This is a genomic window from Dactylosporangium sp. NPDC051087 (assembly GCF_055586325.1).
Genome location: NZ_JBVJIJ010000014.1, coordinates 57,845 through 72,020 on the forward strand (window position 1 = coordinate 57,845; position 14,176 = coordinate 72,020).

The 14,176-nt window shown below is 74.9% G+C and carries 10 protein-coding genes; 6 read left to right on the forward strand and 4 right to left on the reverse strand.

What is annotated here, in order from left to right; genetic code table 11:
* The first annotated feature begins 57 nt into the window (after window positions 1–57).
* Together ACZ6TV_RS26180 and ACZ6TV_RS26185 are read left to right on the forward strand one after the other, a co-directional pair.
* Complete coding sequence (locus tag ACZ6TV_RS26180; RefSeq protein WP_465299899.1) at window positions 58–1,623, forward strand: ABC-F family ATP-binding cassette domain-containing protein; 1,566 nt, start codon at window positions 58–60, stop codon at window positions 1,621–1,623.
* Window positions 1,624–1,723: 100 nt separating this feature from the next.
* Window positions 1,724–2,968, forward strand: a complete 1,245-nt coding sequence (locus ACZ6TV_RS26185; protein ID WP_465299900.1) for a DUF2314 domain-containing protein — start codon at window positions 1,724–1,726, stop codon at window positions 2,966–2,968.
* Window positions 2,969–3,006: 38 nt separating this feature from the next.
* On the opposite strand, the gene ACZ6TV_RS26190 is transcribed toward ACZ6TV_RS26185, so the two are convergent.
* The 3 genes from ACZ6TV_RS26190 to ACZ6TV_RS26200 form a co-directional block, all read right to left on the reverse strand.
* On the reverse strand, window positions 3,007–4,050 hold the full coding sequence (locus tag ACZ6TV_RS26190; protein ID WP_465299901.1) for a 3-deoxy-7-phosphoheptulonate synthase: 1,044 nt from the start codon (window positions 4,048–4,050) through the stop codon (window positions 3,007–3,009).
* 210 nt (window positions 4,051–4,260) lie between these two features.
* Entirely contained in the window at window positions 4,261–5,595 is a 1,335-nt protein-coding gene (locus tag ACZ6TV_RS26195; RefSeq protein ID WP_465299902.1) for a metallophosphoesterase, read from the reverse strand.
* Window positions 5,596–5,599: 4 nt separating this feature from the next.
* Window positions 5,600–5,857: a DUF3303 domain-containing protein gene (locus ACZ6TV_RS26200; protein ID WP_465300125.1), complete on the reverse strand. Its 258-nt coding sequence runs from the start codon at window positions 5,855–5,857 to the stop codon at window positions 5,600–5,602.
* A 312-nt stretch (window positions 5,858–6,169) separates the two neighbouring features.
* Here ACZ6TV_RS26200 and ACZ6TV_RS26205 point away from each other — a divergent pair, with 312 nt between their 5' ends.
* Together ACZ6TV_RS26205 and ACZ6TV_RS26210 are read left to right on the forward strand one after the other, a co-directional pair.
* Window positions 6,170–7,150, forward strand: a complete 981-nt coding sequence (locus ACZ6TV_RS26205) for a LacI family DNA-binding transcriptional regulator (protein ID WP_465299903.1) — start codon at window positions 6,170–6,172, stop codon at window positions 7,148–7,150.
* A gap of 9 nt (window positions 7,151–7,159) precedes the next feature.
* A complete protein-coding gene (locus tag ACZ6TV_RS26210) occupies window positions 7,160–7,849 on the forward strand; it encodes a hypothetical protein (protein WP_465299904.1) in 690 nt (229 codons plus the stop codon).
* Here the strand turns inward: ACZ6TV_RS26210 and ACZ6TV_RS26215 are convergent.
* On the reverse strand, window positions 7,846–8,397 hold the full coding sequence (locus tag ACZ6TV_RS26215) for a hypothetical protein (protein WP_465299905.1): 552 nt from the start codon (window positions 8,395–8,397) through the stop codon (window positions 7,846–7,848). The two genes, ACZ6TV_RS26210 and ACZ6TV_RS26215, sit on opposite strands and share 4 nt — an antisense overlap.
* Window positions 8,398–8,475: 78 nt before the next feature.
* On the opposite strand from ACZ6TV_RS26215, the gene ACZ6TV_RS26220 reads away from it, so the two are divergent.
* On the forward strand, window positions 8,476–9,798 hold the full coding sequence (locus ACZ6TV_RS26220) for an ATP-dependent 6-phosphofructokinase (RefSeq protein ID WP_465299906.1): 1,323 nt from the start codon (window positions 8,476–8,478) through the stop codon (window positions 9,796–9,798).
* Window positions 9,799–9,965: 167 nt separating this feature from the next.
* Window positions 9,966–13,934 carry a DUF4132 domain-containing protein gene (locus ACZ6TV_RS26225; protein ID WP_465299907.1) on the forward strand — a complete coding sequence of 1,323 codons (3,969 nt, stop codon included), beginning with the start codon at window positions 9,966–9,968 and terminating at the stop codon, window positions 13,932–13,934.
* Window positions 13,935–14,176: the final 242 nt, after the last annotated feature.

The window sequence follows — 14,176 nt, forward strand, 5'->3', positions numbered from 1 at the left end:
CGCCCGAGGCACTGCCTGCCCGGCGGGTTTCCGACGTTCCTTGCCGGTGGTGTCCGCATGTCTTCTTCCGCCCTGCTCGCCCATGACCTCGTCCGCACCTACGACGGCCGTCGGGTGCTCGACGGCGTCTCCCTGACCGCCTCGCCCGGCCACCGCATCGGCCTCATCGGCGAGAACGGCGCGGGCAAGTCCACCCTGCTGCGGCTGCTGGCCGGCGCCGACGAACCCGACATGGGCACCGTCGAACGCCCCGCCGACCTCGGCTACCTGCACCAGGAGATGCCGTTCGACGCCACGGCGAGGATCGCCGACGTCGTCGACGACGCACTGCGCGAGATCCGTGCCGACCTCGCCGCGCTCGAAGCACCCGACGGGCTGACCATCGAGGAGTACGGCGACGTACTGGAACGCGCCCAGCTGCACGAGGCGTGGGACGCCGACCGGCGCGCCGAGCTCGTCCTCGCCGGGCTCGGCCTCGGGGACCTGCCGGCCGGCCGTACCCTCGGCTCCCTCTCCGGCGGGCAGCGCGGCCGGCTCGCCCTCGCCGCCGTGCTCATCCGCCGCCCGGCCGCCCTGCTGCTGGACGAGCCGACCAACCACCTCGACGACGACGCCGCCGCGTTCCTGGAGGCGCACCTGCGCGACCTGCCCGGCGCCGTCGTCCTCGCCAGCCACGACCGCGCGTTCCTCGACGCCGTCTGCACCGACCTCGTCGACCTCGACCCCGCCGTCGACGGCCCCACCCGCTTCGGCGGCACCTACACCGCGTACCAGGCGTTCCGGCTGGCCGAACGGGAACGCTGGGAGCGCCGGTTCGTCGAGGAGCAGTCCGAGCTGTCGGACCTGCGCCGCGCGGTCGCCGTGACCGCGCACCAGGTCGCCCCCGGCCGGGAACGCCGCGACAGCGAGAAGATGGGCTACGGCCACACCGCGGGCCGCGTCCAGCAGCAGATCTCCCGCCGCGTCCGCAACGCCACCCGCCGCCTCGACGACCTCACCCGCACCCAGGTCCGCAAACCCCCCGCGCCCCTGCGCTTCAACGGCCTGTCCCTGCCGCCCTCGGCCGACGGCCTGCTGGTCTCGGCGCAGTCGCTCGCCGTGCCGGGCCGCCTGACCCTCGACCGCCTCGACATCCCCGCCGGCGACCGCCTCCTGGTCACCGGCCCCAACGGCGCCGGCAAGTCCACCCTCCTGGCGGTCCTCGCCGGCCGGCTGGCATCCGCCGGCACCGTCACCCGCCGCCGCGGCCTGACAGTCGGCCTCCTCGCCCAGGACACCGTCTTCGACCGCCCCGACCGCACCGTGGCCACCACCTACGAGCTCGCTCTGGGCCCGGACCGCGCCGAGGCCGTGCCGCTGCGGTCACTGGGCCTGATCGCCCCCCGCGACCTGACCCGCCCGGTGGCGGACCTGTCGGTCGGCCAGCGCCGCCGGCTCGCCCTGGCGCTCCTGGTGGCCGACCAGCCGGAGCTGCTCCTGCTCGACGAACCGACCAACCACCTCTCCCCGCGCCTCGCCGACGAGCTGGAGGACGCCCTCGGCGCGGGCCCGGGCGCGATCGTCGTCGCCAGCCACGACCGCTGGCTCCGCTCCCGCTGGCCCGCCCGCGAACTGCGCCTGTGACCTGGCCCGCCCGTCCGGTTCCTCCGCTCGGGACGGCGATCTGGTCGTCGGCCGGGCCGGGGGACGGACATCGCCCGTCGGGAGGGGGAGGATGGCCGGCATGGACGACCCGGTGACGCTGAGCGTGCCTGAGCTGGTGGAGGCCACGTACGTGGTGGTGACCTCGCGGCCGCCGGCGGACGCCCAGGCCGCGGCCCGGGACGCGGCGCGGCGGTTGCCGGAGCCGTTGCGGGACGGGGCGCTGCGGATGCTGGCGGGGCCGCTGATCAGCGTCACCGTGTCGGCGGTCGGTGACGCGCCGCCGTTGCCGTTCGCGTTCCTCGAGGTGTACGGCGCGCCGGCGGGTCAGGTACGGGAGCTGCGGGCGGCGACGCACGTGATCGTCTGCCGGGCGGTGTCCCGGCCGGGGTGGCCGCCCGCGCACGAGTGGCACGCGCGGGGGATCGCGGCAGGGCTGGCCGAGCTGACCGGCGGGACGCTCGTCGACATGTTCACCCCGCAGGTCGTCGCGCCGGCCGCGGCGGTGCGGTCGCTGCCCGGACCCGGCGGACGGGTCGTGCTGACCCGATGGGTGCTCGTGCCGCAGTCGCCGGGCGCGCGGGGACTGTGGATGACCACGAAGGGGCTCGGCCGGTTCGGGCTGCCGGAGCTGCAGGTCCTCGACGTCCCGCCGGTGCTCGCCACCGCCTGGACGCGGGCGCTGTGCGGGCTCGCGTCGGCCCTGATCCGGGACTGGACGCTGGCCCTGCAGGGCGAGCCGAGCTTCGTCGTGCTGCCGCCCCGGCTGGCGGTCACCAACGGCGACGTCGCCCGCGCGCACGGGCAGGAGGCGCCCACCGGTGGGTACGCGGAGGTCCGGCTGCGGCTCGACCCGCCGGACGAGTTCGACGGCCAGGCGTTCCTGACCGTGCTGTCGCCGGTCGCCGAGCCGCGGGTCGCGGGGGAGTTCCTGACGTCGGTCAGCGCGGCGCTGTTCGGGGAGCCGGCGACCGGGAGCCGCCGGGCGCCCCGTGACGCCCGGATGGAATCCGCGATCGCCGCCGCCCGCGCCGCGCTGCCGGACGCCCGGGCGCGGTTCCTGGCCAGGACGATCGCGGCGCCGGCCTGGCTGATCGTGAAGCACGGCCTGCCCGGCCCGCGCCGCGAATACGTGTGGTCCACCGTCACCGGCTGGCCGGACCCGTCCCGCATCCACGGCGTGAGCATGTCGGACGCGGAGACGGACCCGTCGGTGCGGGCCGGGACACCGACGACCGTCGACGCCGCGGCCGTCGTCGACTGGGGGATCTGGGCCGACGGCCGCGGCATCATCGAGGGTGGCTGGACCGACCGGCTGCTGTCGTAGCCGGCGTCACCCGGGCAGACCCGGCCCGCGCGTCTTCGTCATCCCCGGCGGGCTCGGACAGCGGCGGCGAGGTCGGCGAGGAGGGTCTCGGTGGTGTCCCAGGACATGCAGGCGTCGGTGACGCTCTTGCCGTAGGTCAGCTCGCCGCCGAGGTCCTGGCGGCCCTCGACGAGGAAGCTCTCCAGCATCACGCCGGCGATGCCCTCCTGGCCCGCGGCGACCTGCTCGGCGATCTCGCGGCCGACCGCCGCCTGGCGGACGTGGTCCTTGCCGCTGTTGCCGTGGCTGGCGTCCACGACGAGGCGCTGCGGCATGCCCGCCTTCTCCAGCCGGGCGAGGGCGTCGGTGACGTCCTGCGGGCCGTAGTTCGGGCCGGACCGGGCGCCGCGCAGGATGACGTGGCAGTCGGGGTTGCCGGTGGTCTCCACCACGGCGGCGCGGCCGTCCTCGTCGACGCCGAAGAACACGTGCCGGCTCGCCGCGGTGTGGCAGCCGTCGATGGCGACCTGGACGTCGCCGTCGGTGGCGTTCTTGAACCCGACCGGCATCGACAGGCCCGACGCGAGCTGCCGGTGCACCTGGCTCTCCGGCGTCCGCGCCCCGATCGCACCCCACGACACGGCGTCGGCGATGTACTGCGGGCTGGTCGGCTCGAGGAACTCGCACCCGACCGGCAGGCCCAGGCCGAGCACGTCGAGCAGGAGCCGGCGGGCGAGCCGCAGCCCGGTCGGCACGTCGAACGTCTCGTCGAGACCCGGGTCGTTGATGAGACCCTTCCAGCCGACGGTCGTGCGGGGCTTCTCGAAGTACACCCGCATCACCACGCACAGGTCGTCGGTGTGCCGGGCGGCGACGGCGGCGAGGCGGCGCGCGTAGTCGACGGCCGCGACCGGGTCGTGCACCGAACACGGCCCCACGACGACGAGCAGCCGATCATCGGCGCCGGTCACGATCGCGTGGACCTCGTCGCGGGATCGTCGCACCACCTCGGCGCGGGCGTCATCCATGGGCAGCTCGGCCTGCAGCTCGCGCGGCGTGACGAGCGGCCGGTACCCGGTGACGCGCAGGTTGCTGGTGTTCATGTCCCGTCTCATCTCCTCATCGAGGCGGGTCCGGTGCTCCAGCCCGCCGTGTGACACGACAAAGGGCAGAGACTGTTGTCTCTGCCCTTGCTGGCTCCGGGTGATGTCAGGTCAGCGCAAGCGCCCGCCGGCTCCACCCGGAGCCACGGTAAAACGCCAATAGCCGTTCATCACGAGCGCCACTCTACGCCATGAACCCGCTCCGCACGATCAGCCGGCGCGGAGTTCGACCAACGTCACATCTGGCGCCGCACCGACCCGCACCGGCGGCCCCCAGAACCCGGCCCCGTTGGTGACATAGACAGGCATCCCGCCGACCTCGCCCAGCCCCGTGATCAGCGGCTGGGACATCCTGGTCACATAGTGGAACGGCCACAGCTGCCCGCCGTGCGTGTGCCCGGACAGCTGCAGGTCCACCCCCCGCTTCGCGGCCTCCTGCGCCTGGACCGGCTGGTGGGCGAGCAGGACGACGGGCCGGGCCGGATCGCGGCCGCCGAGCGCCAGGTCGTAGTCCGGCGGGTCGCCGACGGTGCCGCCGGTCGCGTCGTTGACCCCGGCGAGATCGAGGCCGTCGAGCTCCACCCGCGCGTTGCGCAGCACCCGCAGCCCCAGCTCGCCGACGTGCTCGATCCAGTCCTCGTGCCCGGAGAAATACTCGTGGTTGCCCGTCACGAGATACGCGCCCCGCCGGCTGCGCAGCCCGCGCAGGGGCTCGGCGGCGGGTGCGAGGTCGCCGACCGTGCCGTCGACGAGATCCCCGACCACCGCCACGATGTCCGCGTCGAGGGCATTGACCGCGGCCACGACCCGTTCGGTGTGCGCCCGCCCGAGCAGCGTGCCCAGATGGACGTCGGAGACGAGCGCGATCCGGGTGCCGTCCATCCCGCGCGGCAGCTTCCGCAACGGGATCTGGACGCGCCGGGTCGTGGGCGGCCCGAGCGCGCTGATCATCCCGGCCGTCGTGACCCCGGTCGCCGCCAACCCGGCGACGATCGCGGCACCGCGCGCCACCAGCAGCCGCCGCGCCCGGTCAACCCCGTCACCCAGGTCACCCGCGTCCCGCTCCGTCCTCCCGCGCACGTCCCGCGCAGCCTCGTCCCGCGCAGCCTGACCGTGCGTCGCCTCCGCTCGCGCTGCCTCGTCCCGAGCGGCCTGATCCCGCGTCGCCTCCGCTCGTGCTGCCTCGCCGCGTGATGCCTGATCCCGTGCTGCCTCGTCCCGTGCTGCCTTCTCCCGTGCCGTCACGGCGCGGCGGGCCAGCCAGGCGGGCAGCTCGAGGACGACCAGCGCGAGGACCAGATACCCGGCGAGCGCCAGCCACACATACCCCGGCCAGCCGACGACCCGCTCGAGCGCCGGCTCATACCGCCGGGGCAGCGCCCTGTTGCCGACGGCCGTCACGGCGAACAGCAACGCCAGCGCCGCCAGGACCCAGGCGCCAGCGCGGCGGACCCGCGGCCGGTCGGTGGTGTCACGCACCAGGCGCAGCCACAGATAGCCGTGCAGCACCAGCACGGCGACGACGACCAACGCGGCGAACAGCATCAGCTCACCCGTCGACGACCGCTGCGGCCTGGGCGCTGGTGACGACCGGGACGACGTCGAAGTCCACCAGGTCGGACCAGGCGGCGATCCAGGTCGTGAGCAGGGTCAGGTCGTCGCACTCCATGAGCTGGAAGCAGCGGGCGAGATTCGCCTCCACCCAGCTGTCGACATAGCGCAGGCCGTCGGGCATGAGCCTGCCCCGCTCCCGGGCGCGGTCATACACGGGCCGGGCCTGGCCGTCCTTGAACCGCTCGATCACCATGAACAACACGACGCGAAGCTACCCGGCACACCGCCCACCCGGCTGCCGACTTGTCGACAGCTGTGGACAACACCCCGCCTGTGGACAAAGAACGGGGCGGCCGGCCCCGACCGCCCGCCCCGTCCGCCAGGCCCCGACGACCACCCCACCGTCGCCGTCTTGACCCGGACACCCCTGCCGGGGTAGCTGTAACAAATGAAACAGCGCGTGTAACATCGCCTGGAACCAGGAAACATCCACGCTCCTCCAACTGTCAAGAGTCCTGCCTGAAGACGTGTGAAACGGGGACTGAAACGCATGCGCAAGGTCACGGTGAGAGAGATCGCGGCGGCGACGGGCATGTCCATCGCCACGGTCTCCCGAGCGCTCAACGACCACGGGACGGTCGCCCCGCACACCCGCGACCTCGTGCACCAGGCGGCCGAGCGGCTCGGCTCGCAGCGGCCCGCCCGCGACCCCCGGCCGGCCGGCGACCGGGTGTACCTGCGCTGCCCGTACGTGCTGACGGACTATTTCGGACTGATCGTCTCCTCGATCGCCGAGACCATCGAGCTGCACGGCCGCCAGCTGGTCCTCACGGCGGGCGAGGCCGCGCAACGCACCCCGCTGCTGCGGGACCTGGAGCGGCACGACGGCATCGGCGGGATCATCGTGATCCTGCCCCCGGAGCCGGGCGCGGACCTCGTCGAGCTGCAGCGGCGCCGGATCCCGTTCGTGGTCGTCGACCCGCGTACGACGCTGCCGCCGGACATCGTGTCGGTCTCGGCCGCGCACTTCGCCGGCGCCCGGAAGGTCACCGCGCACCTGGTCGGCCTCGGTCACCGGCGGATCGGCGTCATCGGCGGCCCTACCGAGTGGCTGGCCAGCGACGCCCGGCTCGCGGGGCACAACGCCGCGCTCGCCGACGTCGGTGTACTGCCCGCCGGCGAGCTGCTGCGCGCCATCGAGCCCACCACGGAACAGGGCCGGCGCGCGGCGGGCGCACTGCTGGACCTGCCGCAGCCGCCGACGGCGCTGGTCGCGTTCAACGACAAGGCCGCCGTCGGTGCGATGCAGGCCGCCGCCGACCGCGGCCTGCGGGTGCCGCACGACCTCTCGGTCACCGGGTTCGACGACATCGACCTGGCCGAGGCCACCAACCTCACCACGGTCCGTCAACCGCTGCCGGAGATGGGCCGGATGGCCGTTTCGCTGCTCGTACGCCTGCTGGAGCGGCACCAGCTGGACGCTCTGCACGTGGAGCTCGCCACCCACCTCGTGGTCCGGTCGTCGACGGCGCCACCGCGGGCCTAGGATCGGCCGATGTCCCTGCCCGTGCGCGGCCCGTGGGTCGTGACCCCGACCTCGTCGTCCGTCGACTGGGTGGTGGCCGCGGCCGCCCTCGCCGCGACGACCACCGGCACCGCGGCGGCTGTGGTACTGGGTGACTTCGGCACGCCGCTGACGCCGTACGTGCGGGCGCTCGCGGAGCTCCCGGCCGGGACCGGACTCGACGCCGTCGCCGCGGTGGTGACCGACCTGTCCGCGAAGCACGACCGGGTGGTGATCCTCGCCGGTGGCGGCGTCACGACGGTGGCCGACCTCGCGGCCGCCGTCCGCGCCCCCGTCGTCGTGGTCACCGGCACCGACGCCGACGCGGCCGGCCACACGATCCTCGCCCTGGAGGCCCTCGACCGCCGGCAGATCCCGGGCTCCGTGATCGTCGTCGGCGACGGCGGCGACTTCGACGCGCTGCCGGTCCGCCTCGCCGGGCGCATCCCGGCCGACCACGCGGCCTACGGTGACCGCTTCGCCGCCGAGGCCGCACGCTGGGTGGACCCGCTGGACGGCAGCCGGCCCGCCGCCGACGACCGGCCCGTGAAGACCCCCGGACCGGAGGACCCGCAGCTGCGGCTCGCCCGGCGGGCGGCCTGGACGCTGGCGATCTCGTTCCTGCTCGCCCTGCTCCTGCTGTGCCTGTGCCAGGGTGGCTATCCCGGTTCGTACACCTAGGAAGCCCGCCGGACCGTGGGCTGCCGGCGGCGCACCTTGCGCTCCAGCGGGGCGAGACGCCGGTGCCGCGGCCACGTCAACGTCAGCTCGGCACCGACCTCGAGCCGCGCCCAGGTCTCCTGCGCGGCCCGCAACGCGGCGACCGCCCGCACGACCGCGGCACGGTCGACGGCCGTCCAGGGCTGCGGCGCGAGACGGTCCAGGTCCGCGTCCGGCAGCGCCGCGGCCCGCTCCACGAACCCGCCGATCAGCTCGGCGCGCTGCAGCCGGTCACGGTTGGCGCGGATCAGCTCCGCCGAACGCTCCGCGGCGTGCGGCGGCCGGCGCCCCGACACGTGCGTCATGCTGCGGAACACGACCCCACCGGCGATCGAACCCCAGATCCCGTCGGGCATGCCGATGGCGTCCTCGACGGTGAAGTGCACGAGGTCGTGCGGCGCGTGCGCGGTCACCGGCCCGGCGTGCATCCGGTAGACGACGCCGTCGTCGCGCTCGATGAGCACGTCGGCCCACTGATGATCGGCCAGCCTGTGGAACGTGACCCGCATCGCTCCACCATCCCCGGCGGCGGCGAAGCGCTCAACCGAATTCACCGGTACGAAACGCGCGTCCACCAGCATTGGACCATGGTGGACGAACGGGCCAGGCTCGAGGTCAGGACGCTCGGCGAGAGCCGCATCGACTCCCCGCTCGCGGCGCTGCTGCGCACCGGGCGCACGACCCGGCACTACGTGGACGAGACCGACCGGGTCCTGCTCGACGACACGATCTCCCTCGTCGCGGCCCGTGGCGTGCCCGTCGAGGAACTGCCCGGCTTCGAGCCCGGCGGCCCCCGCCGCAAGATCTTCTTCGACCCGTCGAAGACCCGGGTCGGGATCGTCACGTGCGGCGGGCTGTGCCCGGGACTCAACGACGTCATCCGCGCGCTGGTACTGGAGCTCACCAACCACTACGGCGTGCGGCGCATCTTCGGCTTCCGCAACGGGTACCAGGGCATGACCGCCCGCTACGGCCGGGCCGTGGTCGACCTGGACGCCGACGCGGTCGCCGGCATCAACGAGTACGGCGGCACCATCCTCGGCACCTCCCGCGGCAACCAGGACCCGGACGAGATCGTCGACTGCCTCGAGCAGCTCTCCATCAACGTCCTGTTCGTCATCGGCGGCGACGGCTCCATGCGCGGCGCCCTGAAGATCGCCGAGGTCGTCGCGGAGCGCGGGCGGCGCATCGCCGTCGTCGGTGTACCGAAGACGATCGACAACGACATCCCGTACATCGAACGATCCTTCGGCTTCGAGACGGCCTTCGCCAAGGCGACCGAGGCGATCCGGGCCGCGCACGTGGAGGCGACCGCGTTCCCGAACGGGATCGGCCTCGTGCAGCTGATGGGGCGGCACTCCGGGTTCATCGCCTGCTACGCGGCCCTGGCCAACAACGACGCCGACTACGTCCTCATCCCGGAGGTGCCGTTCACCCTCGACGGCCCCGGCGGTTTCCTCGCCCACCTGCGGGCCCGCGTCGTCGACCGGGGACACGCGATGATCGTCGTCGCGGAGGGCGCCGGCCAGGAGCTCTTCGACGCGGCGTCGTCGCTGGACGCGTCCGGCAACGTGCGCCTGCAGGACTTCGGCCGCTACCTGCGGCACCGCATCGCCGACGACTTCGCGGCCGCGGGCGTGGAGGCCAACCTGAAGTACATCGACCCCAGCTACACGATCCGCAGCGTGCCGGCGAACCCGTACGACAGCGTCTACTGCATCCGGCTCGCGCACGCGGCGGTCCACGCGGCCATGGCGGGACGCACCGAGATGGTGGTCGGCCGGTGGCGGGGCCGGTTCGTGCACGTGCCGATCAGCCTCGCCATCAGCTCGCGCAACCTCGTCGACCCCGGCGGTGACCTGTGGCTTTCGGTACTGGAGGCGACCGGTCAACCGCCCGTGTTCGCCTGACTCCGGCCCGCCCGGGACCCCCGAAAATGTCGGTGGGTCTGGCTAGGGTTGCGCCGTGACTGGGAGAACGGTGCCGGCAGACGGCCTTGCCGGCGCGCCTGGCGAGGCGCGGTTGGTGGTGGCGGCGGAGCATCCACCCACGACGAGGCGGAGTCCGCGTCGCGTATGTGCCGGTGGGCGAGGCCGCGCCGGACCTGGCGGGCACCCGCGACGGGCTGCGGCTCTCCCCCGACGGCGAGCTGGCGGCGCTGGCCGATGCCGCGGTCGCGACCGCGCTCGGGGCGGCCGCCATGGCCGGGATCCTGCTGTGGAGCAGGCCGGCGCCGCAGGCCGACCACCGGGCGATCGCCGACGACTGGATCGCCGGCAGGGGCCTCGAGTTCGCCGCCGCCGCGGGCGTCGAGCTCACCGGGCTCCGCCCGCTCAGCGTGCGCTGCGACAGGCCGTCCTGCGCGGGGCGGCACACGACGGTCGTCCGGCGCGGCGGCGAGGCCGACGCGCAGCACGGCACCGGCGACGTCGAGAAGGTGCTCGCCCAGATCCGGGTCGCGCTCGCCGCCGCGTCCGGCGACCTCCACGCGGCCGTGATCGGGGCCCTGTCGAGGCTGCGGGACGGGGGGTTCGCGCGGCGGTTCGCGGCGTCGTTCCTCGCGCCCGAGCAGACCGCCTGGGTCGGCGAGGACGCCCGCGACCTCGCCGCCGACGGGCGCCGCCACCCGCACGCGCCGCTGCTCATGGCCGCCGCGCACACCGCTGAGCAGGCGGCGCTGATCCGGCCCCAGATCCACTCCACCGGCTGGCGGCTGCTGCGCGGCACCGCGATGATCCACACCCTCGCCGAAGGGCTCGGCGACACGATCCTCGACGTCCATGACGGCTGGCGCCGCCGGGAGTGGGGCACCGCCGACGAGCAGCGCGTGCTGATGAACACCCTGGCCGCCGTCCCGACCGACCGCGCGTTCCTGGGGTTGCTGGACGCGCTCGACGTCAGGGGCGCCCAGGCCGCCGTCGAGTCCGCCGCCGAGCGCTTCCCCGAGCGGGCGATGCGACTGCTGTCCGCCGCCGCTGCCGGTCCCGCCGCTGCTGGTCCCGCCGCTGCTGGTCCCGCCGCTGCTGGTCCCGCGGCTGCCGGGCACGGTGCTGCCGGTCCCGCCGCTTCCGAGCATCTTGCGAAGGTCGCCGAGCTGTTGCGGCGGCACGTGGTGCGGCATCCGGGGCTGGTGACCGCCGCGACCGATCGACCGGCCGGGGCGTCGACCACGGCGGCGGAAGCGGCCGGCGGCGTGTTGCCCGCGGTGCTGGTCACGCCGCCGTGGGAGGCGCGGCGGGCGGCGGCGGAGCCGGTGGTCATCGCCGGTCTCCGGTGCACCGACGAGCCGGTGGCGAGCTGGCCGGCGGGGGAGCGGGAGCGGATCGTCGCGGGACTCAAGTCCGCTGTCCGGCGGGAGGATCCCGAGCAGCTCGCGTCGCAGCTGCGGGCCGGGTCGCTCGACGACTGGCTCGCCGTCGACCTCTTCGAGGCCGGGCCCGAGGAGCTCGTCCGGCCGCTGCTGGCGACGTGGGACCCGCAGCGCCTCTGGGGTGCGCACCACTGGCTGCCGCGGATCGCGGCACGCTTCGGGGTCGCGGCGCTGCCGCTGGTGCTGCGGGTCGCGCGGCGCAGCCCGGCGGACGGCGGTCCGGCGCTGATGCCGTTCGCGGCGCCGGAGGTGGCGCTGCTGGTCGCCGGGTGGCACGCGCGGCTGAAGGCGGCACGGGTCGTCGCCCTCGACTGGCTGCGGCGGCATCCGGCGGCCGCGGCGCGGGCGCTCGTCCCCGCCGCGCTGGCCAGGCCCGGTGCGGCCCGTCGGCACGCCGAGCAGGCGCTGCTCGCGCTGGCCGTCGCCGGCCACCGGGACGCGGTCCTCGCCGCGGCCGACGGTCACGGCGCCCGGGCCGGCACGGCGATCCGTCACCTGCTCGACACGGACCCGCTCGACCTCCTGCCCGCCCGGATCCCGTTCGTGCCGGAGTGGGCGGACCCGGCGACGCTGCCGGCGGTGCGGGTGCGGGGCACCGGTCACGTCCTGCCCGGCGACGCGGCCCGGCACCTGGTGACGATGCTGATGGTGTCGAGGGCCGACGAGCCGTATGCCGGGATCGCCGTCGTCCGGGACACCTGCGAGCCGTCCGACCTGGCCCGGTTCTCGTGGGCGCTGCTGCAGCGGTGGGAGGCCGCCGGCGCGCCGCCCGCGGGCGCCTGGACACTCGACGCGCAGGCGCTGCTCGGCGACGACGGGACCGCGGCCCGGCTCGCGGCCGCCGTGCGGGACTGGCCCTATCAGGGCGCCCATCAACGGGCGGCCGCCGGGCTGGACGTGCTCGCGCTGCTCGGCACCGACGCGGCGCTGACCCACCTGCAGGACATCGCCACGAAGGTGAAGGCGAAGGCGGTGAAGGCGCGCGCCGAGCTGAAGCTGCGCGAGGTCGCCGAAGCGCTGGACCTGACCCCGGACCAGCTCGCCGACCGCCTCGTCCCGCACCTCGACCTGACCGCCGACGCGACCCTCACACTCGACTACGGGCCGCGGCGGTTCGTCGCCGGGTTCGACGAGCAGCTTCGGCCGTTCGTCGTCGATGCCGCCGGCACCAGGCGCAAGGACCTCCCGGCGCCGGCGGCGAGTGATGACCCGCGGCTCGCGCCGGCCGCGCTGCAGCGGTTCGCCGAGATGAAGAAGGCCGCCCGCAAGGTGGCCGGTGAGCAGACCCGCCGCCTGGAGCACGCCATGGTCATGGGACGGCGGTGGAGCGGGGCCGAGTTCCGCCGGACGTTCCTGCAGCACCCGCTGCTGTGGCCGATCGCCCGTCGCCTGGTGTGGCTCGTCGCCCCGGCCGCCGCCCCGACCGGCGCGGGGGTTGCCGCCGGCCAGAGTCCGACGGCCTGTGCCGTGGACGGCGGTGCCGCTGGTCAAGGCACCGTGGCCGGCGTCGTGGACGGCGGTGTCGGCAGGCGGGGTGCGACGCCGGGCGGGGGTGGCGGTCGCGGTGAGGTGGCGGGCGCTGCGGACGGCGGTGTGGGCGGGCGGGGTGTGGTGGCTGGCGACGGTCGCGGTGAGGTGGCGGGCGCTGCGGACGGCGGTGTCGGTGGGAGGAGTGCGACGCCTGGCGGGGGTGGCGGTCGCGGTGAGGTGGCGGGCGGCGCGGACGTCGGTGTCGGTGGGCGGGGTGTGGTGGCCGGTGGGGGTGGCGGTCGCGGTGAGGTGGCGGGCGTCGTGGACGTCGGTGTCGGTGTGAGGGGTGCGACGCCGGGCGGGGGTGGCAGTCGCACTGAGGTGGCGGGCGCTGCGGACGTCGGTGTCGGTGGGCGGGGTGTGGTGGCTGGCGGGGGTGGCGGTCGCGGTGAGGTGGCGGGCGGCGCGGACGTCGGTGTTGCCGCGGACGTCGGTGTTGCTGGGAGGGGTGCGACGCCCGGCGGAGGCGGCGGTCGAGGTGAGGCGGCCGGTGTCGCGGACGCCGATCCCGGTGGGCGGGGTGCGGTGGTCGGCGAAGGTAGCGGCGGGGCTGTGGCCGGTGGAGCGGTGGCCGGTGGGCGCGGGAGTGCCGGCGTCGCGGTGCGGCTGGCCGAGGATCGCAGCCTGGCGGACGTCGACGATGCGGCTGTCGTGCTGGCTGACGACGCCGTCGTGTCCGTGGCGCATCCGGTGCAGCTGGACGTGCGGGCGTGGGCAGAGCTGTTTGCGGACTATGCGATTCTGCAACCGTTCCGGCAGCTCGACCGCGATGTCCACGCATTGCGGGAGGAGGAGCTCGCGGTGACCAGACTGGCGCGGTTCGACGGCCGGAAGGCGCTCACGGTCAAGCTGCTCGCCCTGGAGCGGCGTGGGTGGCGGCGGGCCGGACAGGGCGGCGGGCGCCAGGGCAGGATCGAGCGGGACCTGCCCGCGGGCCGGGATCTGCCCGGCGGCGGGACGCTGATCGTCGACCTCGACCCGGGCATCGTGCCGGGGGTTCCGGCCGAGCACCCGGAGCAGTCCCTGACCATCTGGATCTGCCCGGCCGGCGGGGACCGGTGGCCACGCGAGCGGACCGTGCCGTTCTCGGCGCTGGACCCTGTGTCGGCATCGGAGGTGCTCCGCGACCTCGGCTCCTGCTACTGACGCCGTCGCCTACGTCTCCGGCCCCCGCGATCCGTCAGCCGAACCCCGTCAGCCGGACCCCGTCAGCCGGACCCGACGGCCGGGTGGAGGCGGCCGGGTGGAGGCGGCCGGGTAGAGGCGGCCGGGTAGAGGCGGCCGGGTAGAGGCGGCCGGACGAGGGGCAGAGGATCGCGCCCGGAGCACGGGACCGGACTCCGAACGCCATCGCGCCGTGGGCAGGAGTTCGCGGGTCCGGGGGCGTC

What these genes read in the sequence shown, in the direction of transcription:
- ACZ6TV_RS26180 (WP_465299899.1), top strand. Translation starts at nt 58, where the DNA reads ATGTCTTCTTCCGCCCTGCTCGCCCATGACCTCGTCCGCACCTACGAC.
- ACZ6TV_RS26185 (WP_465299900.1), top strand. Translation starts at nt 1,724, where the DNA reads ATGGACGACCCGGTGACGCTGAGCGTGCCTGAGCTGGTGGAGGCCACG.
- ACZ6TV_RS26190 (WP_465299901.1), bottom strand. Translation starts at nt 4,050, where the DNA reads ATGAACACCAGCAACCTGCGCGTCACCGGGTACCGGCCGCTCGTCACG.
- ACZ6TV_RS26195 (WP_465299902.1), bottom strand. Translation starts at nt 5,595, where the DNA reads ATGCTGTTCGCCGCGTTGGTCGTCGTCGCCGTGCTGGTGCTGCACGGC.
- ACZ6TV_RS26200 (WP_465300125.1), bottom strand. Translation starts at nt 5,857, where the DNA reads ATGGTGATCGAGCGGTTCAAGGACGGCCAGGCCCGGCCCGTGTATGAC.
- ACZ6TV_RS26210 (WP_465299904.1), top strand. Translation starts at nt 7,160, where the DNA reads ATGTCCCTGCCCGTGCGCGGCCCGTGGGTCGTGACCCCGACCTCGTCG.
- ACZ6TV_RS26215 (WP_465299905.1), bottom strand. Translation starts at nt 8,397, where the DNA reads ATGCGGGTCACGTTCCACAGGCTGGCCGATCATCAGTGGGCCGACGTG.
- ACZ6TV_RS26220 (WP_465299906.1), top strand. Translation starts at nt 8,476, where the DNA reads ATGGTGGACGAACGGGCCAGGCTCGAGGTCAGGACGCTCGGCGAGAGC.